The sequence below is a fragment of the Sorangium sp. So ce131 genome, from assembly GCF_051519095.1.
Classification (GTDB): domain Bacteria; phylum Myxococcota_A; class Polyangia; order Polyangiales; family Polyangiaceae; genus Sorangium.
The window spans coordinates 10615673-10641180 of the sequence record NZ_CP150455.1 but is presented as its reverse complement, the minus strand read 5'-3'; the positions used below and the strand labels follow the sequence as shown (position 1 = coordinate 10641180).

General features: G+C 71.5%; 8 protein-coding genes. All 8 read right to left on the bottom strand.

Annotation, left to right across the window (positions count from 1 at the left end; all coding sequences use genetic code 11):
• Positions 1 to 264: 264 nt before the first annotated feature.
• The 8 genes from WMF43_RS38700 to WMF43_RS38665 all read right to left on the bottom strand — a co-directional run bounded on the left by WMF43_RS38700 (position 265) and on the right by WMF43_RS38665 (position 25491).
• Positions 265 to 6609, bottom strand: coding sequence for an RHS repeat-associated core domain-containing protein (locus WMF43_RS38700; RefSeq protein WP_437672674.1), 6345 nt, complete (start codon positions 6607 to 6609; stop codon positions 265 to 267).
• Positions 6610 to 6942: 333 nt separating this feature from the next.
• The gene (locus tag WMF43_RS38695) at positions 6943 to 13365 is read right to left on the bottom strand and encodes an RHS repeat-associated core domain-containing protein (RefSeq protein ID WP_437672672.1); all 6423 of its coding nucleotides are present in this window, start codon (positions 13363 to 13365) and stop codon (positions 6943 to 6945) included.
• A 630-nt stretch (positions 13366 to 13995) separates the two neighbouring features.
• Positions 13996 to 15144 carry a hypothetical protein gene (locus WMF43_RS38690; protein ID WP_437672670.1) on the bottom strand — a complete coding sequence of 383 codons (1149 nt, stop codon included), beginning with the start codon at positions 15142 to 15144 and terminating at the stop codon, positions 13996 to 13998.
• A gap of 13 nt (positions 15145 to 15157) precedes the next feature.
• Complete coding sequence (locus WMF43_RS38685; protein ID WP_437672668.1) at positions 15158 to 17467, bottom strand: hypothetical protein; 2310 nt, start codon at positions 17465 to 17467, stop codon at positions 15158 to 15160.
• 20 nt (positions 17468 to 17487) lie between these two features.
• Positions 17488 to 18993 carry a hypothetical protein gene (locus tag WMF43_RS38680; protein ID WP_437672666.1) on the bottom strand — a complete coding sequence of 502 codons (1506 nt, stop codon included), beginning with the start codon at positions 18991 to 18993 and terminating at the stop codon, positions 17488 to 17490.
• 85 nt (positions 18994 to 19078) lie between these two features.
• On the bottom strand, positions 19079 to 22873 hold the full coding sequence (locus WMF43_RS38675; RefSeq protein WP_437672664.1) for a hypothetical protein: 3795 nt from the start codon (positions 22871 to 22873) through the stop codon (positions 19079 to 19081).
• Positions 22874 to 22900: 27 nt separating this feature from the next.
• On the bottom strand, positions 22901 to 24292 hold the full coding sequence (locus WMF43_RS38670) for a hypothetical protein (protein ID WP_437672662.1): 1392 nt from the start codon (positions 24290 to 24292) through the stop codon (positions 22901 to 22903).
• Complete coding sequence (locus WMF43_RS38665) at positions 24289 to 25491, bottom strand: hypothetical protein (RefSeq protein WP_437672660.1); 1203 nt, start codon at positions 25489 to 25491, stop codon at positions 24289 to 24291. Before WMF43_RS38665 ends, WMF43_RS38670 begins: the two co-directional genes overlap by 4 nt.
• Positions 25492 to 25508 lie beyond the last annotated feature (17 nt).

The window sequence follows — 25508 nt, the reverse complement described above, 5'->3', positions numbered from 1 at the left end:
TCGCGGCGCCTTGCAACCTCGGCGCGCCCTGGACCGGCACGCGCTCGCATCCCTGGATGCCGCGGGCCCCGACCGTCCTTCGCAGAATCGTGCGCAGCCGCGTTGCTACAGGTGGGATATGTGGGGAAATGTATTGTGCCGCGCGGCGCTGCCGCCACGCTCCAGAGCGGGAGGGGCGGCAGCGAGCCTGCCAGGCCTGGGAGCCTCCAGGCTCCCAGGCCCTGTGCCGCGCGGCGCGCTCACTGGACGAGCGGATTCACCGGCTCAGTTGGACGTCGTGCCGTTGTTGCGCTGCGACAGCACGTAGGACAGCAGGCCGCGGACCGGTATAGGGACGTCCGCGATGAGCTGGGAGGCGGTATCGAACTTGTGGCGGTCTGGCGAGAACACCTCCACCTCCTTCCTTTGCGCCTCGATGTGCTCCTCCAGGGTCGTCGCGCTCCTCATTCGCTCCACGAAGGCAGGATTGCTGCTGATTTCACGGATGAGCGTCACCGCCGGCTCATCGCCGATGCCGAACGCACGGGCGACAGAGCTGTCGAGGAGCTTGTTCACGGTCACGATGGCGTTGCCATAGTTCCCCTGTTTCATGTGCGGTTCCAGCAGATCGTTGAGCTGCTTGCGCGCCTCGGATCGCCACTCGTGACTGCTCATCCCTCTCGTCTGCTGGTGCCCCGGCGTCGACGACATCTGGCGCCCGGCCATGTGGCTCGCCTGATGCATCGATGTCCGGATCGAGCCCGATCGAGCGGCCGCTCGCGCCACGTGGGCTGCCGAGCTCATCATGAGGCCAGCCTCGTCGACGAAGTTGACCGGGTCGTGGGCCACGTACGTATAAGGATGGCACTCGAGCAGGCTCGTCACGCAGAGCTCCGGCGTCGCCAGCGCATACGGGTCGGGCGTCGTGAAGCTCGCGAGGGCAGGGAGGTAGTCGCGCGCCCCCATGTGGATGAGCCCCGTGTCCGGGTCGCGCAGCTGGCCGGTGAACCCGGAGACGAGCTCGGCGCTGCGCAGCCCCGAGGAAGCGCCCTCGACGCCCGGCGGAAGCGCGCCGAACGGCGTGGGATCGGCCGAGAGGACGACCTCGCCGCGCTCGTCGACCACGCGCCTGACCGCGCCGAGCTGGTCGTCGACGAGCGACAGCACGCGCGCCTCGTCGACGAGGAGCGCGACGCGCCGGTCGCCGAGGCGGACCAGGCTCTGGCGCTCCACGCCGTCGTCGCGCGTCGTCCGGGTCGGGTAGACGACGAGCTCCACCGCGACCTCGCCGTCCGCTTCGCTGCGAAGCGACCGCTTCGAGATGCGCTCGCCGCCGGCGTCGTAGCCGTACACGATCGTCTTGCCGTCCACCTGGACGCGCCGGAGGCGGCCCCGCGGGTCGTACTCGGCGTCGCGGAACGAGCCGAAGGCGACGAGCCGTCCGAACTCGTCCAGCGTGCCATGGCTGCCCTGCGGGAGCGGCAGCTTGCCGGGCGCGGCGCCGGCGTCGAACGGGAGCGCCGCGGCGCCCTCGCCGAGCCGCTCGACCTGGCCGGCGGGCGTGTACCCGTACACATGCGCCACCCCGTCCACGTCGGCCCCGAGCAGCTCGCCGCGGGCGCTGTACGTGTACGACGTCACCCCGGCCGCGCCCTCGCGCGACGCGACCACGCGCCCATCGGCGCGGCGCTCGTAGCTCAGGTCCTGCAAGGCGCCGAGAGCACAAGGATCGGGGCCATCACCCGCGCACGCGCCGAGGTGGGTGAGCCGCCCCGAGCTCGGGTCGTGACCGAGCGTCCGCTGCAGGCGGGTGAGCGGGACGTTGTACCCCGTGAGCCGGCCACGGGCGTCGTAGGCGAAGCCCGTGAGGAGCGGGACGGCCTCGCGGCCGGGGGCCGCCCACGCGACCGACGAAGCAGCGCCCCACGGGGTCCGCGTGTACGTGAGGTGGTTGCCGAAGGGATCGCGGTAGGAGGCGACCGTCCCGTCGAGGTCGTAGGTCCACTCTTCTCTGTAGGGGCCCCTGACGTCCTCGCCCTCGAACGACAGCCCCCGGGCGGTCATCCGGCCATCGCCGTCGTACGCGAAGACCTCGCGCACGTGGTGCCCGCTCACGTGATCGACGACCGTCGCCTCGACCAGACGGCCGAGGAGATCGGGTCGCGGCCCTTCGTCGCTCGGACCGTCGTACGTGAGCTCGATCTCGTCCCACACCTTCTCGGGGGATGACGCCGAGGACGACGAGGCGACCACCTCCGTCGCCCGGTCGATCGCGTCGTAGGTTGCCTTGAGGACCTCCTGGCTGGTGAAGCCGCGGTCCCAGGTGTGCTGCTCGGTCACGCGCCCGCGCGCGTCGCGGACCCAGAGGCGCGTGAGGCCGCCGGGGAGCGACGTCATGACGATCTCGCCGTCCGAGTCGTGCGCCGCGCGGCGCGCCTCGGACCCCGCGAGGGTGATGGCGCGCAGGCGCCCGAGCTCGCCGCGCTCGTAACGATGCACCTGGTCCGTCTCGTCGACGACGGCGTAGACCTCGCCGGCGCGCGCGACGATGCGGCGCGTCTGCGGGGTCGTCCCCGGAGCCGAGCTGCGGAGCTCGTCGACGCGCTGACCCCAGGCTTCGTGGGAGATGCGGGTCACGAGGCCCGCCGAGTCGGCGCGGCCAACGGCGCGCCCGAGCGCGTCGTACGCGATCGTCGCGCCGGCGGGGGCGGCGCCTTCCGGGGCGGGGAAGAGGCCGGCGCCGAAGGCCGCGCCGACGCCGAGCGTGGCCTCGTAGGGGAGCGCCTCGAAGAGGACCTCGCCGCGGCGGCCGTGGCGCGCGAACGCGACGACGCGCGCGCCGCCGGCCTCGTGCGCCACCGCCTGGCCGATGGCGAGCCCGTCGGCGCGGAAGGCGGCGAGGCGCTCGACGAGGGCGCCGCCTGACTCGGCCGAGGCGCGCCGCTCGCTGCTGAGCACGAGCGCGGGGGCCTCTGCGCCGGCGTCGCGGTACACGTAGGTGTCCTCGGCGCCGCTCTCGCGCGCGACGCGCACGGGCCGGTGCCGCGCGTCGTACTCGGTGAGCGTCAGCTCGCCCTGCGGCGTCCGGACGTGTGTGGGCGCGAGGCTGCGCGCCGGGAGGTCGGCCTCGGCCGTCGGGGCGGGCTCGGTGAGCAGCGCGCAACCGGCGGTGCCGTAGCAGTACTGCGTCTCATGGCCGAGGGCGTTGCGCGTCTTGACCAGGAGGACGCCGCTCGGGTCGTAGTCGTTGATGGCCAGCGTCCCGAGCGCGTCCGCGGTCTCGACCACGTTGCCGAAGACGTCGTAGGTGGATGTCTCGACGCGCGAGCGATCCGCCTCCACCGGCGCGCGCACCGCGGCGGGCAGGCTGGCCAGCGCGGCCTGGTCGGCCCGGAGCAGCTCGGTCTTGCGGACCGGCAGCGGCAGGTCCGGGCCATACTCGTACGATGTGCTCTGCAGGGCGCTGGCCACGGACGCCGTCGAAAGGGTCGTCTTGCTGAGCGCGGTGAGCACGCCGCGCGCCTGCCAGCCCGAGTCGTACTCATAGGTGCGGACATAATGCCGCTCCGGGAGGCCGGTGCCGGCCGGGCCCGATACCGCAGAGAACGATTCGCCTTGCTGGACCAGGCGGTTGTAGGTGCTGTCGTGGGTGAAGGTCCTGGTGACGTTCTCGGCTTCCGCGCACGGCGCGTCGACGCAGGCGGGCGGGCAGCCGGTCGCGCCGCAGCGCGTGTCGGCCGAGCCCGTCAAGCGGAGGAAAGCGGGCGTCTTGGGGCCAGGCGCGGGGGGAACGAGGCTCCACGTCTCCCTGTGCACCTCGAGCAGTGTGTTGACCGCATAGGGCTCCTCGTTCCAGGTCTCTGCCGTCCGGGAGACGTCGTGAAGACCGGTGGGCCACGCGGCCGCGCTCGCGGCTTGCGCGCTGGTCAGCTGCGGGTGGAAGACCTCCTCGGACAGGAGCTTTCCGGCGAAGAAGCGCCGGGTCTGGGCGGTCGCCGCCGAAGACGAGACCTGGTATTTGCGCCGGCGGACCACGCTGGCCGTGGCGTCGTCGCCGAGCTCGAGCTCCTCGGACTGTCCGAAGCCGGCAAAGTAGCGCTCGCGCTCGTTGAAGAAGGGCGTGTGGTACTGGAGCTCGCGCACGTGCGGCGGGTCGCCGCCGACGGCGGTGAGGTGGCGTTTGACGACGGTGACCGGGTAAGGAAGGCCCTTGACCCGGGCGTCGTCGCGGCCGAAGCGGCGTGCGTCGCGGATCATCTCGTCGGTGCTGGTGGCGTACTGGAAGGCGTGGCGCAGGCCCGGGCCCTCCTCGGCTGCTGTGAGCAGGTCGGGCCCGATGCGGTTGTTGATGCCGTCGCGGTTGAAGTCGATGACCTTGATGCGGCCGCCGCTGGCGCTGGGCTCGTAGACGAAGATCTCTTCCACACCGTCAGCGTCGATGTCGAGCACGCGGGTGTTCCACTTGTTGGTGGGATCGACGGAGACGCCCTCGTCGAGCGGGAGCCTGCGCTCGCTCTCGAAGCCGTCTTCGCCTCGTCCGAGCCAGAGGCCGAGCTGGCTCGGGCCGGCGACGTTGACGAGGTCGACGTCGCCATCGCCGTTGGCATCGATGAGCCACATGGCGTTGAGGTTGGCGCTCGCGGGCAGGCCGGGAACGGGGATGAAGCGGCCCTGGGCGCACGTGGTGTCGGCGGCGGTGGGGGAGCCGAAGAGCAGCGCGCCGGTCGAGAGCTTGGCCTGGGACTGGGTGCCGGCCGGATAGGCGGTGAGCTTGCCCTGGTTCTCGTAGAGGCAGATGCCCTTGTCGCCGGTGCCGCTTACGCGGAGGACGGCGAAGTCGGTCAGGCCATCGCCGTTGGCGTCGAGGAAGCGGTAGGCGGGGTTGTCGAGCTCGGTGCCAGCGCCCTGCTGGAAGGGGAACTTGAGGCCGGTGGTGAGCGGGACGAAGGAGAGGGCGCTGTCGCCGGGCAGGGTGACGTTGATGAGGGCGGTCCAGGTGCTGTCGGTGACGCCGGGGACCGAGGTGAGCAGGTCGGCCTTGCCGTCGGCGTTGAGGTCGATGGCCTGGGTGCGGCCGCGCGCGAAGCGGGACAGCTCGAGGGGGACGGCGGTGGCGCCCGTGGCGGAGGCGAAGGGGCGAGCGCGGTCGGCGCGACCTGGGTAGTGGACGAGCTCGGTGCGCGTGCTGGTGCGCACGACCTGGGCCAGGTCGGAGCGGCCGTCGCCGTCGAAGTCGCCGGAGAGGAAGACGCTGGTGGTGGAGGCGTCGTCGAAGCGGGGCACGTCGCGGCGGGTGACGCCGCCGGAGGTGCGCTCGACGGTGAGCGCGGCGCCGGCGAAGAAGGGGTTGGCGTCGGCGAGATCGCCTGAGTTGAACGACGGGGAGCTGGTGCCGCTGAGGGAGGAGTAACGCAGGATGTCGACGAGGCCGTCGGCGTTGATGTCGAAGAGCTCCGAGCCGCCGCCGGGGCCGAAGCCGAAGACGTCGGGGACATCGAGGCTGTAGACGAGCTCGTGACCGGCGATCTCCGTTTCACCCCAGGAGGTGTACTGGAAGCGCACGAGCGGCTCGGCGGGGGTGTCGCGGGTGAAGTGCGGCGCCGGCGCGCTGGAGCCGAAGCGGTAGACGCCGAGCAGCTTGTCCTCGCTGCCGAGCGAGGAGGCGAGGCGGGAGAGGTCGTCCGCGAAGTCCTCGTCGGCGAGCGACTGGCAATCGGGGTGGGTGGAGAGGTGCGGCCCGCCGTCGCCGTGCTCGGCGTAGACGAAGCAATAGGAGTGCATCAGCTCGCCGTCGAAGGTGGCCGTGAGCTTGGTGTAGAGCCGCCCCGGCCCCTGCGGAAAGCCCATGAGGTGGCTGGTGCGACCGTGGCTGCGCGGCACCGACTCGAGCGCGTAGACCGACCTGCCGCCGGCGAAGCGGACGGCGCTGAGGTAGGAGCGGTCGCCCTCCTTGACGTATTCGTACGAGACGGCCTCGCCGGTGGGCCCGATGGCGTGCACGAGCGGCCAGCGCGTGGCGAAGAAGCCGGAACCGAGCATGACGCCCTCGGCCACGGCGGCTTCCTCGCTGTAGATCTCGCGCCGTCCATCGGGATAGACCACCTCGAAGCCGGTGAAGGGCACGCTCTCCAGCGCGCCGTCGGCGCCGCGGAGCGAGACCGTGCCGCCTTGCGGATAACGGAACAGGCGCACCGCGGACTCCGAAGCGTCGAGGCGGTACTCGATCCTCGGCTTGCCGCTCACGGTGTCGGTCCGCAGCCAGAGGAGCCGCTCGGATCCGAGCGACAGCTTCGCGGTGATGTCGCGGCTCGTGGTGTTGACCATCCCGCGGTAGGGAACACCCCAGTCGGTCGTCATCTGGATGGACGGCACGCCGAGGCTGAAGCCGACGCCGAAGCCCTGGGCCATGTCGGCCGGCACGGGCGAATAGGCCAGCGCGATCTCGGGGCCGAACGAGGCCCGCGCCGGAAGCGGCGGGAACGGGAGGCTCGCGGCGAGCTCGCCCCGGTCGGGCGAGACGCCGACGCCGAGCGCCGGCTTCGGGCCGAGCGCCGCGACCTCGCCGCTCGCGCCGGCCGCAGGCGACGCCTCGCGCGACAGGTCCTTGTCGGAGCTGTCCGCGTCCTCCATCGGCAGGCCGCCCCCGCACGCGCTCAGCGCGAGGGCGACCGATATTCTAATCCAGGGATGCCTCATGGCTCCATGGATGCCACCGACTCCGGACATCCTTCGCGAAATCGAGCGAGTCGTTCTTCTGGCAGGATGGATGCTGCTCGACGCCGCCTGGAGCATGACCGCCTCGGCGACGCGGACGCGATGTTGAACCGGACCGTCAAGCGCCTCGACGCCGCCGGCGCTCCGGCGCCGGCGTCTGCGGGGCCCGTGCCACCTCGGGATGACGCAGGTCGTCCCGCAGACTTCGTGTTCAGGACCGGCGGCCCCCCCGGGCCCCCGCGCGCACGCTCAGGGCCATTTCCCGAACGGGACTGGGTTTCTTGACTGGTGCAGCCCGATCGGAACATAGGCCGGCACGTTGGGAGGCAGCTTGCTCCAGTGGGGAGGGAGCTCGCCCGGCGCGTAGTGCCGGGCGCCCGCTCCGTGGCCCGCCTGGATTACTCCTGGCGTCTCGAACCTGTGCCCATGGCCGGAGAGAGCAGATCCGTGGGCGACGAAGTCGATGTGACCTACGACTTTGCCATCCTCGTTATAAATCACGTTCTGGGATGCCGTTTTTGTCTTCTCGAGGGTCGCCTTGTTCTTCGCGTCCTTGGTCCAGGTATAGAGCCCATTGGACTTGCCACGCGCGGGGGGTTTGCCGTCCCCCCAGCTGTGCTGCCCGAACCCAGCCCCTCGCCCGTAATCCTGAAAATTGTCATGGCTGGCTCTCCTGGTAAGGGCAGTCGTGGAGCCGTGATTTGACGCGTTCCTCAGGTTCGGGAGGCTCTTCGCGCGACCGAGCGCATTGCGCTGGCTCATCGTGAGGCCAGTCTCGTCGACGAAGTTGACCGGATCGTGGGCGACGTAGGTGTACGGGTTGCACTCGAGCAGGCTCGTCACGCAGAGCTCCGGCACGAGGAGCGCGTACGGATCCGGCGTCGAGAAGCTCGCGAGCGAGGGGACGTAGTCGCGCGCCCCCATGTGGACGAGCCCGGTGTCGGGATCGCGCAGCTGGCCGGTGAAGCCGAGCACGAGCTCGGTGCTCGCGAGCCCCGAGGAAGCGTCCTCGGCGCCCTGCGCGAGCGTACCAAAGGGGGTGGAGTCGGCCGAGAGGACGACCTCCCCGCGCTCGTCGACCGAGCGCCGCACCGCCCCGAGCTGGTCGTCGACGAGCGACAGGACCCGCGACTCGTTGACGAGGAGCGCGACGCGCCGGTCGTCGAGGCGGACCAGGCTCTGTCGCTCCACGCCGTCGTCACGCGTCGTCGCCGTCGGGTAGACGACGAGCTCCGCCGGGACCTCCCGATCTCCCTCGCGGACGAACGTGCGCTTCGCGACGCGCTCGCCGGCGGCATCATAACCGTACACGATCGTCTTGCCGTCCACCTGGACGCGACGGAGGCGGCCCCAGGGGTCGTACTCGGCGCCGTGGAACGGCCCGAAGGAGACGAGCCGCCCGAACGCGTCGAGCTCGCCGGTGTTGCCCTGCGGGAGCGGCAGCGCGCCGATCGCCGCGCCGGCATCGAACGGGAGCGCCGCTGTCCCCTCGCCGAGCGCGGCAACCTGACCGGCCGACGTGTAGGTGTAGGTGTGCTCGGCGCCCGCCACGACGGCCCCGAGGAGCTCCCCGCGCGGGCCGTACGTGTACGACGCGCCGCCCGACGCCGCTCCTGGCGCGCCGGCGCCCTCTCGCGCCGCGATCACGCGCCCGTCCGCGCGGCGGTCGTAGGTCACGTCCTGAAGGGCTCCCAGAGCGCACGGCTCCTCCCCCTCTCCCGCGCACGCGCGGAGGTGCGTGAGCCGCCCTGAGCTCGGATCGTAACCGAGCTGCCGGTTGAGCTTCGTCTGCGGGACGCGGTAGCTCGCGAGCTGGCCGCGGGCGTCGTAGGTGATGTCCGCGAGGAGCGAGACGGGCGCGCGATCGCCGACGGACCATGTGATGGCCGAAGGAGCGCCGAGCGGCGTCCGCGTGAAGGCGAGCTCGTTGTGGAACGGATCGCGGTACGACGCGACCGTCCCGTCGAGGGAGTACGTCCATCGCTGCTCGTAAACGCGGCTCGCGCCCTCGGCCTCGAAGGACATCCTGCGCGAGGCGAGCCGGCCGTCGCCGTCGTAGTCGAAGATCTCCTGCACGCCCTGCGCGCTCGCGAGATCGGAGACCGTCGCCTCGACGAGGCGACCGACGAGCTCGGGGCGCGGCTCCTCGCCGTCGCGGGCGTCGTAGGCGAGCGAGATCTCGTCCCAGCCGTCGGGGCGCGACGACGAGGACGTGACGATCTCGGTCTCGCGGTCGAGCGCGTCGTAGGTCGACGCGATGCTCTCGCGCGCCGCGAAGGCGCGGTCCCAGGTGAGCTGCTCGGTGACGCGGCCGCGCGCGTCGCGGACCCAGAGGCGGGTGAGTCCGCCGGGGAGCGAGGTCATGACGATGTTGCCGGCCGAGTCGTGGGCCACGCGGCGCGGCTCTCCGGCGCCTGCGAGCGAGATGGCGCGCAGGCTGCCGCGCTCGTCGCGCTCGTAGCGGTGCACGTTCCCGAGCTCGTCGACGATGGCGTGGACCTCGCCGCCGCGCGCCACGGTGAGGCGCGTGTCGGTCGTCGGCTCCTGCCCTGAGGTCGCGCCGCGGTCCTCCTCGACGCGCTGGCCCCACGGCTCGTACGCGATGCGCGTCGCGAGTCCCGCGGCGTCGGTGCGGGCGACGACGCGGCCGAGCGCGTCGTAGGCGGTGGTCGCCCCGCGCGCCGCGCCTTCGGGCGGGGAGGGGAAGCGGCCCGCGTCGAAGGCGGCGCGGACGCCGAGCTCGCTGGAGTACGGCAGCGCCTCGAAGGCCACCTCGCCGCGCCGTCCGTAGCGCTCGAACGAGGCGACGCGCGCGCCGCCCGCCTCGTGGGCCACGGCCTGGCCGATGGGGAGGCCGTCGGCGCGGAAGGCCGCCAGGCGCTCGACGAGCGCGGTCGCCGTCCCTTCCTGCGCGCGCCGCTCGTTGCCGAGCACGAGCGCGGGGGCCTCTGCGCCGGCGTCGCGGTAAGCGTAGCTGGTCTCGGCGCCGCTCTCGCGCGCGGCGCGCACGGGCCGGTGCCGCGCGTCATACTCGATGAGCGTCACCTCACCCTGCGGCGTCCGGATGTGCGTGGGCGCGAGGCTGCGCGCCGGGAGCCCGGCCTCGGCCGCCGGGGCGGGCTCGGTGAGCAGCGCGCAGCCGGTGGTGCCGTAGCAGAGCTGCGTCTCGTGGCCGAGGGCGTTGCGCGTCTTGACCAGGAGGACGCCGGTCGGATCGTAGTCGTTGATGGCCAGCGTCCCGAGCGCGTCGGAGGTCTCGACCACGTTGCCGAAGGCGTCGTAGCGGTAGGTCGTCACGCGCGTGCGCGGCGCTTCCAGGGGCGCGCGGACCGCCGCGGGGAGCGCGGCGAGCGCGTCGGCGTCGGTCAGGAGCGGCTCGGTCCTGCTGAGCGGCAGCGGCAGGTCGGGGCCATAGGTGTACGACGTGCTGGTGAGCACGCGGTTCGAGGGGGCCGCGAGGAGCGACTCTTCCCGGACGGCGGTGAGCACGCCGCGCGCCTCCCAGCCGGCGTCGTACGTGTAGGTGCGGACATAACGCCTCTCCGGGAGGCTGGTGTCGTTCGGTCCCGGGACAGCAGAGATCAGCTCGTCCTGCTGGGTGAGGCGGTTGTGGGTGCTGTCGTAGGTGAAGGTCCGGGTGACGTTCTCGGCCTCTGGGCATGACGCGTCGACGCAGGCGGGCGGGCAACCGGTCGCGCCGCAGGTCCTGTCGGTCGAATCGGCCTGGCGGAGGAAGGCGGGCGTCTTGGGGCCGGGCGCGGGGGGAACTAGGCTCCACGTCTCCCTGTGCACCAGGAGCAGTGCGTCGACCGCATAGGGCTCTTCGCTCCAGGTCTCTGCCGTCTGGGAGATGCCTTGGATGTCGGCCGCGCTCGCGGCGAGGCGCGCGGACTGGGCGTCGGTCAGCGCCGGGTGGAAGACCTCCTCGGAGAGGAGCTTTCCGGCGAAGAAGCGGCGGGTCTGCGCGGTCACGGCCGGGGAGGAGACCTGGTACTTGCGCCGGCGGACCACGCTGGCCGTGGCGTCGTCGCCGAGCTCGAGCTCCTCGGACTGTCCGAAGCCGGCGAAGTCGCGCTCGCGCTCGTTGAAGAAGGGCGTGTGGTACTGGAGCTCGCGCACGCGCGGCGGGTCGCCGCCGACGGCGGTGAGGTGGCGTTTGACGACGGTGACCGGGTAGGGAAGGCCCTTGACCCGGGCGTCGTCGCGGCCGAAGCGGCGTGCGTCGCGGATCATCTCGTCGGTGCTGGTGGCGTACTGGAGGGCGTGGCGCAGGCCCGGGCCCTCCTCGGCTGCTGTGAGCAGGTCGGGCCCGATGCGGTTGTTGATGCCGTCGCGGTTGAAGTCGATGACCTTGATGCGGCCGCCGCTGGCGCTGGGCTCGTAGACGAAGATCTCTTCCACGCCGTCGGCGTCGATGTCGAGCACGCGGGTGTTCCACTTGTTGGTGGGGTCGACGGAGACGCCCTCGTCGAGCGGGATCCTGCGCTCGCTCTCGAAGCCGTCTTCACCCCGTCCGAGCCAGAGGCCGAGCTGGCTCGGGCCGGCGACGTTGACGAGGTCGACGTCGCCATCGCTGTTGGCGTCGATGAGCCACATGGCGTTGAGGTTGGCGCTCGCGGGGAGGCCGGGGACGGGGATGAAGCGGCCCTGCCCGCACGTGGTGTCGGCGGCGCTCGGGGAGCCGAAGAGCAGCGCGCCGGTCGAGAGCTTGGCCTGGGACTGGGTGCCGGCCGGATAGGCGGTGAGCCTGCCCTGGTTCTCGTAGAGGCAGATGCCCTTGTCGCCGGCGCCGGTGACGCGGAGGACGGCGAAGTCGGTCAGGCCATCGCCGTTGGCATCGAGGAAGCGATAGGCCGGGTTGTCGAGCTCGGTGCCGGCGCCCTGCTGGAAGGGGAACTTGAGGCCGGTGGTGAGCGGGACGAAGGAGAGGGCGCTGTCGCCGGGCAGGGTGACGTTGACGAGGGCGGTCCAGGTGCTGTCGGTGACGCCGGGGACCGAGGTGAGCAGGTCGGCCTTGCCGTCGGCGTTGAGGTCGATGGCCTGGGTGCGGCCGCGGGCGAAGCGGGAGACATCGAGGGGGACGGCGGTGGTGCTCGCGGCGGAGGCGAAGGGGCGAGCGCGGTCGGCGCGACCGGGGTAGTGGACGAGCTCGGTGCGGGTGCTGGTGCGCACGACCTGGGCCAGGTCGGAGCGGCCGTCGCCGTCGAAGTCGCCGGAGAGGAAGACGCTGGTGGTGGAGGCGTCGTCGAAGCGGGGCACGTCGCGGCGGGTGACGCCGCCGGAGGTGCGCTCGACGGTGAGCTGTGCGCCGGCGAAGAAGGGGTTGGCGTCGGCGAGATCGCCTGAGTTGAACGACGGGGAGCTGGTGCCGCTGAGGGAGGAGTAACGCAGGATGTCGACGAGGCCGTCGGCGTTGATGTCGAAGAGCTCCGAGCCGCCGCCGGGGCCGAAGCCGAAGACGTCGGGGACATCGAGGCTGTAGACGAGCTCGTGACGGGCGATCTCCGGTTCTCCCCAGGAGGTGTACTGGAAGCGCACGAGCGGCTCGGCGGGGGTCTCGCGGGTGAAGTGCGGGGCCGGTGCGCTGGAGCCGAAGCGGTAGACGCCGAGCAGCTTGTCCTCGCTGCCGAGCGAGCCGGTGAGTTGAGTGAGGTCGCCCGCGAAGTCCTCGTCGGCGAGCGACTGGCAATCGGGGTGGGTGGAGAGGTGCGGCCCGCCGTCGCCGTGCTCGGCGTAGACGAAGCAGTAGGAGTGCATCAGCTCGCCGTCGAAGGTGGCTGTGAGCTTGGTGTAGAGCCGCCCCGGCCCCTGCGGAAAGCCCATGAGGTGGCTGGTGCGGCCGTGGCTGCGCGGCACCGACTCGAGCGCGTAGACCGACCTGCCGCCGGCGAAGCGCACGGCGCTGAGGTAGGAGCGGTCGCCTTCCTTGACGTATTCGTACGAGACGGCCTCGCCCGTGGGGCCGATGGAGTGCACGAGCGGCCAGCGCGTGGCGAAGAAGCCGGAACCGAGCATGACGCCCTCGGCCACGGCGGCCTCCTCGCTGTAGATCTCGCGCCGTCCGTCGGGATAGGCCACCTCGAAGCCGGTGAAGGGCACGCTCTGGAGCGTGCCGCCCGCGTCGCGCATCGCCACGGCGCCACCCTGCGGATAACGGAACAGGCGCACGGCCGACTCTGACGCATCGAGGCGGTACTCGATCCTCGGCTTGCCGCTCACGGTATCGGTCCGCAGCCATAGGAGCCGCTCGGATCCGAGCGACAGCTTCGCGGTGATGTCGCGGCTCGTGGTGCTGACCATGCCGCGGAAGGGGACACCCCAGTCGGTGGTCATCTGGATCGAGGGCACGCTGAGGCTGAAGCCCACGCCGAAGCCTTGCGCCATGTCGGCCGGCACGGGCGAATAGGCCAGCGCGATCTCGGGGCCGAACGAGGCCCGCGCCGGAAGCGGCGGGAACGGGAGGCTCGCGGCGAGCTCGCCCCGGTCGGGCGAGACGCCGACGCCGAGCGCCGGCTGCGGGCCCAGCGCGGCGACATCGCCGCTCGCGCCGGCCGCAGGCGACGCCTCGCGCGACAGGTCCTTGTCGGAGCTGTCAAGGTCATCCATCGGCAGGTTGCCCCCGCACGCGCTCAGCGTGAGGGCAAGGCCCGGCCACAACCATCTTCGTCTCATCTCGCTCCTCTTGCTGTACCTCGTCCTCTGAGCTCGTCCCGGGCTGGGATTCACGGGAGCTCATCGGAGACATCGAATCGAGCAGGGCGACGGCGCCCCTTGCGTCGCGCGACGCAAGGGGCCTCCATCGCCCCGAGCGCTGCGCGCGGCGGACCTCTCGGCGGCATGGCATCGAGGCCAGCTCGCCAGACGGCGCTCTCCCGTCGGCGCACCCGGCCCGGAGGCCACGTGCGCGCGGTCTCCCGGGGAGACGCGATCGTGATCTGGATACCCTCTTCTGGTTTCTGGGACGGAGTTCCCTCCGCAGAGCGCTCCGGGGGCGCGGCGCCTTGCGAGCTCGCCGCGCCCTGGACCGGCACGCGCTTGCCCTCTGGATGCCGCGGGCCCCGACCGTCCTTCGCAGAATCGTTTGCAGACTCGTGCGCAGCCGTGTCGTTAGGGGTGCATATGTGGGGGAATGTGTGTCGTGTCATGCAGCGCTGCCGCCCACGCTCCGGAGCGGAGGGGCGGCAGCGATCCAGCCCGGCCGGGAGCCTTCGAGCTCCCCGGCCCTCTGCGCGCGGCGCGTTACCCGCGCGCCCGGCGGCGCGTTATCCGCGCGCCCGGCGGCGCGTTACCCGCGCGCCCGGCTCACCGCGCTTCCCGCATCGCCAGGGCCTTCCCGTCGAGCGCGCGCGCGGCTTCCTCGGCGCCGAGGCGCCCGTCCGCGAACGCCGTCCAGAGGGGCGCGAGCGCCTCCTCCGCGGCGCGCACGTTCGCCTCGGCCACCGCTACCCCCGGCGCCTCCAGCACGCGGTCCTGCTCCGCCTGCGCGGCGCTCCGCGCCTGCGCGGCGCTCCGCGCCTCCGCGCCGCTCCGCGCCTCTGCGCCGCCCGACGCCGGCACCTTCCCGAGCGCCTCGAAGAGCCGCTCCCGCCCGTCGCCGCGCAGGTACGCGATCACCCCGTCCGCCGCGCGCGCCTCGGCGTCCCCCAGGCCGGGCGCGCGCTCCACGCCGTACGCGCGCCGCACGCCCCGGAGCGGCGGCCCCCCGCGCGTGAGCGACGGGAGCGGCGCCACGCCGAGCCGCTCGCCGAGCGCGCGCCGCAGCTCGGGCAGCCGCCACTCGCCCACCAGCGCGAACGGCGCCTTCCGCTCCGCGAGCAGCCGCACGGCGCACTCCGCGGCGCACGCGTCGGGCGCGACGCCGTAGGTGAAGCGCAGGTCGCCGAGCAGGCCGAACGCCTCCCGCGCGGTCGCCTTCGGCCCGCCCTCCGCCGGCCAGAACACGTCCGAGAAGAACGGGAGCAGTCCATACGCCTCGTCCGGGAGCGCGAGGCCATACGCCACCTCGCCCTTCTCCTTCAGCGAGACCGCCTGCGCCACGAGCTCCGGGAAGCTCGCCGGCGGCGCCGCCACGCGCGAGCGGTCGTAGGCGAGCACCGTGTAATCCGCGACGAACAGCGGCGTCGCGTCGCTCGCCTCGCCGTCCGCCACCGGGCGCAGGGCGAGCTGCGCGCCCCGTGCCGCCGCGACGCCCCCGCGCGCCCCCGGCCGGTACGTCACGCGGACGCGCACGCCCGGCTGACCCTTCAGGTGGGGCTCGAGCAGCTCGGCGAGGCGCGGCCCGAAGTCGGCGCTCACCGTCTGCGCGAGCTCGAGCTCGACCGTCCGTGGCTCCTCCTTCCGATCCACCTCCGGCGCGCGGCGAAACACGAAGTACACGAGCCCGAGCGCGATCGAGACGACGGCCGAGACCACGGCCGCGGCCGCGGCGAGCATCCTTGTCCTCTTCGTCATGGTCATCCCCGCCTCACTCGCCCGTGGGCTCCCACTGCGACGCCGACTCGAAGGTGCAGGCGCCCTGCCTCAGGGCATAGGTGATGTCCTGGAACTCCGGCCGATCGAAGGTGATCCTCGCCGTCCCGCCCGACAGGGTCGTGGGGCAGCGGAGCACGTGCGCGAAGTCGGTCACCCTCGGCGCCACGAAGCTGAGCTGGCCTCTGCCCGAGACCGAGAGCATCACCGACTCGCGGGCGAAGTAGCCGGCCGCGCTGGTGAAATCGCCGTCCACCGCGAGCAGGCCGTCCTCGGGCCACACCGCGCGATCGTCGCTCCAGGACACCGCCGTGGGGCCCGCGACGCGCATCCCGACGACGAACGCCTGCACGTCGGCGTTCAGGGCGAGCGCGCGGAAGTTGGCGGCCGAGCCGCCGAGCCAGCGGCCCCGCAGGTCCACGAGGCTCGCGCTCGGGATCCCGGGCTGCGCGAGCGACTCGATGGCGTACGCCCCGGCCACCGGCCATGACACCGTCGCCACGCGCCCCCGGTCGACGGACACCGCGTCGGTGTAGGCGCGAACGCTCGAGTTGTAGAGCGCGAGCGAGCCGCCCGAGAACACGATGCCCTTGTAGAACGCCGGCGTGTCGTCGCCGACCACGTGCACGTCGCGCGCGCGCAGGACGAGCCCGCGCGCGGAGCTGCCCGTCGCCTGCACGGCGATGCGCGCGAGCGGCGCCGGCGGCGCCCCCGCCGCCCCGGTCGTCGCGGCGCGCGACACGAGCCGGAGGTGCTCGACGTCCAGCGTCAGATCCCCCTGCACGACGATCGCCGGCTGCGGGTCGGTGCACGCGGTGGTCGTGCCGAAGCCGCAGACCGGCGGCGACACGGTCACGGTCGTCCGCTCCGCGTCGCCGACGAGCCGCACCGCGCGCATCCCCGCCGGGAGCGCCGCCGCGTCGATCGTGAACGCCTGCCGGGTCAGCGTGGCCCGCTTGCCCAGGCGGATCTCCAGCGCCTCGTCGCCGGCGCGGCAGCTCCGCGTCAGCGAGGCGAGCGTCGTGGACGACAGGTCCGAGAGGTCGCGCAGCGTGGCCGTGCACGTGCGCGTCGGCGCGATGCACGGGAGCGCCACCGAGGCCGGCGGCGCCGCCTCCGCCGCGCTCTTGCCGGCGTTGTAGGCCGCGGTGAGCCGCTGCATCCACGTCTCGCCGGCGTCGGCGCGGCGCGCGAGGCCGAGGCGGCGCTCCCACGTCTCGCTCGCCGAGCAGACCTCGAGGTCGAGCACGACGTCGCCGAGCGGCGCGCGCCGGCTCGTCGTCCCGTCGAGCTCGAGGCGATCCGTCACCTCGCGGCGCGCCCCCTCGACGCACCCGCCGGTCTCCGGGTCGAGCGCGCCGCTCTCGCACTCGAGGTAACCCTCCCGCACGACCTTGTGCGAAGGGACCCAGTCCGGATCGGCGCAGCGGTCGAGGCACACGTCGAAGAACGGATGGCCCTCCTCGATCAGCTCGTCCTCCACGACGTCGTCGAGCGACGCCGAGGTGCTCGGCACGCCGAGCAGCGCCCGCAGCCCGTCGAGCTTCCGCGCGCGCTCGGCGTCGTCGACCACATCGTTGTACGGCTGCCCGTCGAGCGACTCGACGAAGAACGAGGTGTTCCCCTTCTTCACGATCAGCATCGTCCGGAACTCGAGGCTCGGCACGAACGCCGTGTGCACCTCCCAGCCCTCGTAGGTGGTCTGCGGCCGCTCGTTCGCGCACGAGAGCCGGATCGGCGTGGCGCCCGCCGGCGGCGTCCAGGTCGGCGTCCCGAGGGGGACCGCCGGCGCCCTCCGCGCGCGCCCGGGGATGTCGAGGTGGGTCATCAGCCCCGCGCAGCGGTTCTGGATGACGAAGTAACGCCCCGGCCCGGCCGCGGGGGTCTCGCCCGTGATCCGGTACTCGAGCAGCGACGTGCCCAGCGTCCTCGGCTCCGCGTAGACGCCCGCGTCCGTCGCGATCCGGTCGGGGCAGGCGATCTCCGGCCACGCCTCGTCGACAGCCCCGGTCCACTCGGCGATCGCGCTCTGCCGGAGGCCGAACATCTCGCGCACCACGCCCTCCTCGCGGCACCCCGCGAGCCGCAGGAGGACCTTCTCCCCGCTGTCCTGGGGCAGCTCGGCGAGGTACCGCGTCTCCGAGACTCCATCGCTGATCTGCCGGTACTGGAGGAGCCGCGGCGCGGCGGTCACCGCGGCGCGCTCGCTCGACTCGGCCTCTTCTCCCGCGCCCTCCCACCCGTCCACGCCCGCGCACCCGCCCGCGATCACCGGGACGAGCGCCAACATCAGAATACGTCTCATCGTCTTCTCGCCTCTCTCGCTCACGGGTGGAGCTCTGCCATGCACGTGTCGACCTCTCTCGCCGTCATCGCCGCGCCCGACACGCGCGCCGCCGAGAGCCCTGCCCGCTGGCACAACGTCGCCGCCGTCTCCGCCCCGGAGATGGTCGTCCCGGCGACGCTCGACGAGCAGAGCGTGTTGTCGTCCCGCACCTTGCGCCCGAGCGTCGCGTCGATCTGATCGCAGGCCCTCGTGAAGAACGTGCGGTTCCGGTTCCTGATCTCGCAGAAGTAAATGCCGCACTGCCGCTTCATGAGCTCCGCGTTCGCCGCGTCCATGTTGGCGAGCTGCGCCATGTCGCTCTTGATGAAGTCGAGCTTCTGGAGGAGGGTCATCTCGTTCGGCACCGCCGGCAGCTCGGCGCGATCGAGCATCTCCTTCAGGTCCGCGTCGCTCTCCCTGAGCGCGACCCGGACGTCCTTGCCGTTGTGCTCGTAGATCCCGTCGACCCAGCCGTCGATGAAGTCGAGGATCGCGTGCGTCCGGAGCACGGCGCGCTCGTAGCTGCTGTGGAGGCCCGACACCGCGTTCGGGAGCGGCCCCGAGCAGAGCCCCGTCGCGTCGTCCCCCGCGAGGCAGAACATCGACGCGAGCGTCTGCTGGGAGGACGAGAGCAGATTGCTCTTCTGCTGGAGCCCGCCGAGGAGGGCCGTCGACTGCGCGAGCGACGCGTCGGCCATCTCGAGCTTGCGCGCCAGCATCGCCTTGAGCGGCGGGATCGCCGTGGTCCCGTCCGGCGCGTCCGCCGTCGCGGTGCCGAAGTAGTCCGAGAGGACACCTGCGGAGGCGGCCTCGGCCGCCGCGTCGATCGCCTCCGCCGAGGGCGACGCCACGATGCCGCACGTGGCGTCGTACCCCGCGTGGAGATAGTTGGCGTAACACGCCGCCATGCTCTCGGCGTGCTGCGTCAGGCTGAGCTCCGGCGCGTCGTAGCTCATGTCGAGCCCCGCCCACCGCACGCGCGTGAAGCTCGCCTTGGCCATCCCCCGGTGCATGCAGAAGGACTCGCGGGGCGCGAGCCTCTCGGTGAGCTCCTGGCCATACTGGTCCTTGAGCTCCGCGAGCTTGCGGCAGTGGAGCAGCCCCTCGAACAGCGCCGCCGCGTGCCGCTGCGCCGGCAGCAGCTCACCGGTCGCGGCCCTCTGGAGCTCCTCGATGCCGCGGTCGGTGTCGCCGCCCGGGCGGTGCAGCTCGCACACGCCGTTCAGGAAGTGCACCGGCGCGCCCGGCCCCGCGGTGAGCTTCGGTACCTCGTCCCTCACCTCGAACGGGAAGTGCGCGCGCGGGAGCGCCTCCCACTCGGCCGGGTCGCACGTGCCGGCCCAGATCTGCGCCCGCAGCGTCGTGCTCTCCTCCTGGAAGTCGCACGACGCCTTGTTGCGCGCGCAGTCGCTCTCCTGGGCCACCGCGACCGTCGTCGCCTGGAGCGCCAGGACGACCCCGGCGGTGACCAGCGGGATGTACGACGCAGCGTGTTGTCGATTCATTGTCCGAACTCCTTACTGACTCTCGCGACCGATGCTCGCCGCGCGCCCTCCGCGCGGGCCGGTCTCCCGAAAAGCGCGCTTCCGCTCAGCGCGCGGGCTTGCGCACGAAGATGAACCCGAGCTCCAGCGACGCCGCGTCGCGCTTCAGGCAATTGAGCATGTTCTCGTCGGCGGTGAGCTCGTACGTCCCCACGACCGGATACCCCACGAACGGATAGGCGCTCGCCGTGAGCTGGCTCTGGAGGCGCGTCTCCATGTCCTTCGCGGTGTACGTGCCGTCGCGGAAGCGCTCGTACTCCCTGCTCATGATGGACTCCCTCTCCGAGCCGCTGTACGCCGGCAGGATCGCCGACGCTGGCGGCTTCACGACGAGGCTCGGCACGATCTCGGGGCTGTCCTTCGACAGGCGCGAGAAGACGACGCCGGACCCGAGGTGGCTCACCTCGATGTTCTGGAAGCGGCACGAGGTGCCCCCGCCGCTCGTCGTCACCCCGGCCACGACGTGCACGAGGCGCATCGGCTGCGACGCGTTCATCGTCCGCTCGTCCCACAGCGTGAAGTTGCCGAGGTTCTGGCTGCCCGCGAGCGACGCCGCGGCGGGCGAGACCTCGAAGCGCGCCCTCCCGTTCTCGAGGAGCTCGGTCACGAGGCCGCTCGTCCGGAGCAGCGAGAACTCGGCCACGCTGCCGGTCATCGTCTGGCTCGTCCACACGAGCGACGAGGGCCGGCAGATCTCGCTCATGCCGACCGACCCGCAGTCGCCGAGCAGCGCGTCGAGGTCGGCCGCCGTCCCGATGAACGTCTTGTCCGACGACAGGGGCGCCACGTCGCCGGCGAAGTCGGTCAGCATGTTGTAGCGGTTCCGGTACATGTTGTAGGTGAAATTGACGTTCTCGACGACACGGCGCTTCGCGTCGAGGAACTCGACCGCGCCCTTCGTGAGGTCCGCGGCCATGTCCTCGAAGTCCCAGAAGAGCTTCTCGGGGTTGTGCTCGGGCGCCGCCTCGATGAGGTCGAGGATGCGCTCGCGGCTCGCGAGCACCGCGTCGCGCATCTCCTTCTCGAGCGTGAGGACCTCCCCCTCGAGGCGCCTCGCCTGCTCGACGAGGTTGATCTGCTCGCGGAGGTCCTCGATCTGGGCGAAGGTCGCCGCGGTCTCGTCGCGGATGACCGTCTCGAGGAACGCCGCCTGCTCCGCCGACAGGTCGATGACGTTCTGCCGGATCTTCTCCCGGATGTCCTCGAGCAGCGCCCGCTTCGCGTCGTAGTCGCTCTGGAGGCCGCTCACCCGGGTCCAGTACTCGCCGATCCGGCTCTGCTGCCTCTCGACGAGCCCCTTCATCTTCTCGAGGTTCCGCATGTCCTGGTCGACCTTGCGCGCCTCGATGTCGAGCTCTCCGAGCGAGAGGGTGAGCCGCTCGATCTCGAGCTGCGCCTGATCCCGCGCGTTCTCCCGCTCCTCGATGTCGAAGTCGACGAGCGCCGCCTCGTCCGACTTGGCCTGGAGCTCGGCCTCGAGCGCCGCGCGGTCCGCCCGGAGCTTTCCGATCGTCGACGCGACCTGGCCCTCGTCCTGCTGGCACTGGAGCGTCTGGATCTTGCCCTCCTCGACGAGCTCGGCGGCCTCCTTGTCGAGCCCCGCGAGCTGGACGTTGATCTCGGCGAGCGACCGCTTCTTCACCCACTCCTCGTACGCACGGTGCAAGTCGAGGGCGGCGATCTCGCTCTCGAGCTCGGCGCGACGGACGCCGAGCTCGTGGATCTCCTGGTTGAGCTGCGTCTCGAACTGGAGATCGTTGAACCGCCACTCATAGACCTGCGCGAGCTTGTCGGCGATGATCTTGAGCGAGTCCGCCACCGCCTCGGCGATGCGGAACGTCTTCACGGGGAAGATGCCCATGACCCCCGTGTCGCCGTCCGGGATCGCCGCGGCGATCTCCGCCGCGACCGCGGCCGCCATCGCGGCCGCCTTCATGCCCTCGAGGCCGTTGAACACCCCGGTCACGCGCTGGAGCTCGCTCTCTCGGTTCTTGATCTTGTCCACCGTGGCTTGCCACATCGTGCGCTGGTGCTCGAAGATGAGGACGTTCTGGTTGTAGAGCTCCTCCGCCGCCTTCTTCAGGTGCTCCTCGCCCCCGGTGCAGCTCGATCCGGTGCCGTTGAGGCACGCCTTGATCTTGTCGATCTCCTCCTTCGATTTCGTGCGCAGCTCCTCCCGCGCCTCGCAGATGTCGTTGATGAGCTCTTGGTTCGGCGCCGGGATGGACGGCGGGGACGAGCACGAGGCGCCGGTCACCGGATCGCTGAACCCCTGCGCCGACCCCGTGTAGAACGCGAGCTCGGCGTCCACCGAGCAGATCTGGTTCACGATGGGGATGCGCGACGAGCGGAACACCGTCTCCTTCGCGGTCCGGTACCGGTTCGCGAGGATCTCGGCGGCCTCCTTGCTCCTCTCCTCGATCTGGATCTGCTTCCTGATCTGACCCCTGCGGCTCTCCAGGATTCCGAGCTCGTGGGCGTCCGCGTCGATCCGGTTCTGAAGCTCCTCGGCCTGGATATCCAGGCTGTCGTGCTGCATCTGGAAGTTGAAGGCCGCGAGCGTCATGTCGATGTTGAACTGGATCTGGCCCATGTCCTCGCGCGTCGCGTCCTGGTCGATCTCGAGGAGATCCTGCTCGCTCTGGCCCTTGACGACGCGGATCTGGTTCGAGAGATCGTTCGTCTCGCGCTTCAGGTTCGCCTCGAGGACGCGGATCCGCTGCTCCAGCTCGAACCTCGAGATGTCGCTCGTGACGTCGTTCAGCTGCTGCTGCACGGCGTTCTTGAGCTGCTCGCCCATGTCCTGGATCTGCGCGATCTTGTGGACCTCGAGCTCGATCGACCGCGAGTTCCGCAGGTTGGCCAGGTCGAACTGCTGGTTCTGGAGATCGGTGTACTTGCGCGCCCAGGCCTCCATGATGTTCTGGAGGTTCTGCTCGTGCCTCTCGAGCGCGTCCCGCTGGTCGTGGAGCTTCATGCCGAGCTCGTCGATGCCGCGGAGCGGGAGCTGCTCGGGGTCGACGTTGATGTAGAGGTAGCCCTTGCGCACCGAGTCGAGGCGGAGCGTCACGTCCTTCTCGGCCGTCGCGAGCGCCGAGAGCTCGGCGGTGAAGACGTCGCTGTCCGGCACCGAGCTCCTCGCCTCGAGCAGGAGCCAGAACGCCTGATCGTAGTACGTGGCCGCCTTGTAGAACTCGCTCCCCTTGTCACCGTCCGCCGCGGGCGTCGCCCCGAGCGCCTCGCCGACGAGGTAATGCACGCGCTCGAGCCGCGCGACGGAGGCGTCGCGGTACCAGACGTCGCCGGCCGCCATGAGCAGCTTCGCCTTGAGGGCGCTGAGCTGCGCCAGCGACTTCAGGTACCGGCTATACGCGAGGTCCCGCGTCGCGTCGCCCGTCCCCACGCGCGCCTGCCGCGGCAGGCGCGATATCCCCTGCTCGATGACGGCGAGCCCGTCGGTGGCGTAGCGGAGCAGCTCTGCCCGGCTCGTCAGCGCGTCGGCGGGGGACGAGGTGCCCTTCGAGGAGAGGAGCGGCAGCCCCGTGGCGCGGAAGTGGTAGACGGCCGCGCGCTGGTAGTAGCACTCGGCGTCGCAGAGGCGCGTCACCATGGCGTCCGAGCAGCTCCCCTCGGGGCCGACGAGCGCCTCGAGGTCCTCGAAGCTGTCCTCGAGGAGCGCCATGTCCGCGCGGTACTGCGCTATCCGGAGGCCCGAGGCGAGGCGCTGCACCTCGGCGCGGAGCTCGGGCTCGTTCGACGGGGTGCACTCGGGCGCCTCGGCGCGCGCGGACGCCGGCAAGAGCAGCGCCGCGAGCGCGGCGGAAGACAGGAATCGTTTCATGTGATGCTCCATGACCTGCTGCTGCGGCTAAAGGCTCTTCAGGTATCCGATGTAAGCCTTCGAGAGCGCCGCCAGCTTCTCGACGAAGGCCACCTGGTTCGGGTCGCTCACGCCCGCGTCCTTGAGCGCGGCGTACACCCCCGCGACCTCGGTCAGGCAGGCGTCGAGGTCGCCCGCGTACGCGGGGTAGTTCTCCGCCGTGAGCGTCTCCGGGATCGTCGTGCACACGCGGAGCCGGTCCTTCGCGGCCCAGTCGAGCCCGGGGGTCGCCGCGATCTCGCGGAGCCGCGCGGCGACGCCGGCGAGCAGATCCTGGTGCCGCTGGAGCGTCGCGCGCGCCGCCGTCGCCGCGCCGTCGATGTCGGCCGGGTTCGCGTTGCTGCGGAGCAGCGCGATCTTGCCCCGCTCCTCGCGCAGGCGCTCGAGGAGCGGCTTCCCGTCCGGGGCCTTCTCGAAGCCGAGCTTGTCGGCGTCCACGAACGCGTAGAGAGAAGCGGTGTCCTCGACGGCCCGCTTCAGCTGGAAGATCTCGCGTGTCGGGACGGCGATCTCCGAGGCGTTCAGGGCCGCGGCGTACTGCCTCTCCTTGTCGGCGAGGCTCCGCGTCGTGGCGTCGATTTCGCCCTCGACGCGCGCGCGGATCCGCTGGTCGACGCCGGCGCGGAGCGACGACTCGACCTCTCCCTTGGTGACCGCCTTGCGCAGCTCGCACAGGTTCGCGGGGATCTCGTCGGCGAACGGCCCGACGTAGAGCTCCCGGGCGCCCTCGAGCAGGGCTTCCCACCCGGGCTGGACGGCCGGGGGCATGCCGTCCGCCGCGTCGAAGCCGAGGTAACGCGCGTGGCCGAGCGCGCGCTGGTAGGACAGGCACTTCTCCTCGCGCGACTGCCCCTCGAGGTACGCGAGGGTGTGGCCGACGAAGAGCTCGAGGTGCGCGGCGTTGGCGATCGTGAGGACCTTCTCGCTCCGCGCGAGCCGCTCCTCCTGGGTGCTGTCCGCCGCGTCGTGGTCCCGGAGCTTCCCGAGGAGGAGCTCCAGGAGCGCGAGGCGCCGGTGGAGCTCGCGCGCCGACTCCGGATCGACGCTCTTCACCGGCAGCAGGTGCACGCGCGTGACCGGGGGCGAGCCATCACCTTCGATGGGCTCTGCCGTCACGGCCTCGAGGTCGATCGGGCCGCTGCCCTCCCCGCCGCCCGAGGCGGAGGGCGAGAGGTGGGTCTGCGCGAAGGAGAGGAGCGCGGGGTCGAGCGGTCGGTCGCCGGTCGCCGCGCGCCACGCGTCGTCGAGGAGGACGATGGACGGGGCGACGAACGCCGTGCCGCTCGATCCGGGGAGCGCCGAGGCCGCGTGCGACGCGAGCGACGCGAGGGCCGCGAGCGGCACGACCGCGAGGGCGGCGCGGAGGCTGCGGCGGCTCACGGCGTCCTCCTGCAGTACCAGGCCGGCCTCGACGCGTTGCAGAAGCCGCTCATCCCCTCTTGCCAGAGCGTGTCCACGTGCGCCGCCTTCTGCCCGAGCGTGCTCCGGCTCGGCGTCGAGAGCGCCGCGTCGAGCGCGCGCCTGCCGCTGCGCTCGGGCGCCTCCATCGCTGACCAGAAGTTCGTCCCGAGGATGAGCGACGACGACAGGTTCGTGAGCTCGATGATCGTGCGCTCCTTGCGCGCCACGTAGGCCTCCATCGTCTCGCTGCCGACGGCGGCGAGCACCTCCGCCTCGATGACGGCGACCTCCCCGCGCTTCTCCGGCAGGAGCAGATCCGTGTAATGCGCCGTCTTCGCGGCGATCGTGCCGAGGATCTGGGAGCGCCACGTCGCGTTGTAGACGAAGGTCGGGAACGACTCGTCGCCTCCGACGGCCTGCTGAGCGACGGTGACCGCGTTCGCGCCGAAGGAGCCGTTGATGAGATCTTTGATCGTGAACAGGTTCCGCCGCCCGGCGTCGATCTCGACCAGGTTCATGCCGTAACGGCTCTCCACGCTCGCGGCCGTGGCCACGAAGCCCTTCATCTGGTCGTTCAGCTGGCCGAGCTTCTCCTCGAAGCGCTCGCGCAGGGCGTCCCGCTCGGCCGTCTTGTAGAAGAGCCCCTTCAGGCGATCCACCGTGTACCTGCGGCCGTAGCGCTCGAGGCTCGCCGGCGTGTACGACGACTCCTCGCACCCGGTCACCGCCTTGAGGGCGCCGAGCAGCCTGGTCGCGTGGTACGTGTACTTCATGTCGTCGGAGGTCCCGAACGTGTGCTGCGCGCCGTAGAGCGCCTGCCGCTCCGTGAGGAAGTCCTCGAGGAGCTCCTTGGCGCGGATGGTGGCGTGGCACCGGACGCTGCTCGCCCCCGTCCGGTTCGACAGCCCGAAGTAGGCCGCGCCGAGGAAGTACTTGTCCTGCGGCTTGAGCGCGAGGTTCTCCAGCTCGACGATGTCGACGATCTCCTCGTATCGCCCGAGGGCGGCGAGCGTCTCGTAACAGACGCGCTTGTTCTGCGTGAACGCCGACCCCTCGGAGGCGGCGGCCACGCACGCGGCCGGCGTCGGGTCCGCGGCGCGCGCCTCGCCGGGCGCGCCGGCGAGCCCGAGCGCGCCGGCGGCGGCGGCGGTGAGCATGGGTAGAGTTCGATTCTTCATGGTGTGACTCCCATCAT

Excerpts from the sequence above, each read along its gene's own strand:
- WMF43_RS38700 (WP_437672674.1), bottom strand. The coding sequence starts at position 6,609 with ATGGAGGACGCGGACAGCTCCGACAAGGACCTGTCGCGCGAGGCGTCG.
- WMF43_RS38695 (WP_437672672.1), bottom strand. The coding sequence starts at position 13,365 with ATGAGACGAAGATGGTTGTGGCCGGGCCTTGCCCTCACGCTGAGCGCG.
- WMF43_RS38690 (WP_437672670.1), bottom strand. The coding sequence starts at position 15,144 with ATGACGAAGAGGACAAGGATGCTCGCCGCGGCCGCGGCCGTGGTCTCG.
- WMF43_RS38685 (WP_437672668.1), bottom strand. The coding sequence starts at position 17,467 with ATGAGACGTATTCTGATGTTGGCGCTCGTCCCGGTGATCGCGGGCGGG.
- WMF43_RS38680 (WP_437672666.1), bottom strand. The coding sequence starts at position 18,993 with ATGAATCGACAACACGCTGCGTCGTACATCCCGCTGGTCACCGCCGGG.
- WMF43_RS38675 (WP_437672664.1), bottom strand. The coding sequence starts at position 22,873 with ATGAAACGATTCCTGTCTTCCGCCGCGCTCGCGGCGCTGCTCTTGCCG.
- WMF43_RS38665 (WP_437672660.1), bottom strand. The coding sequence starts at position 25,491 with ATGAAGAATCGAACTCTACCCATGCTCACCGCCGCCGCCGCCGGCGCG.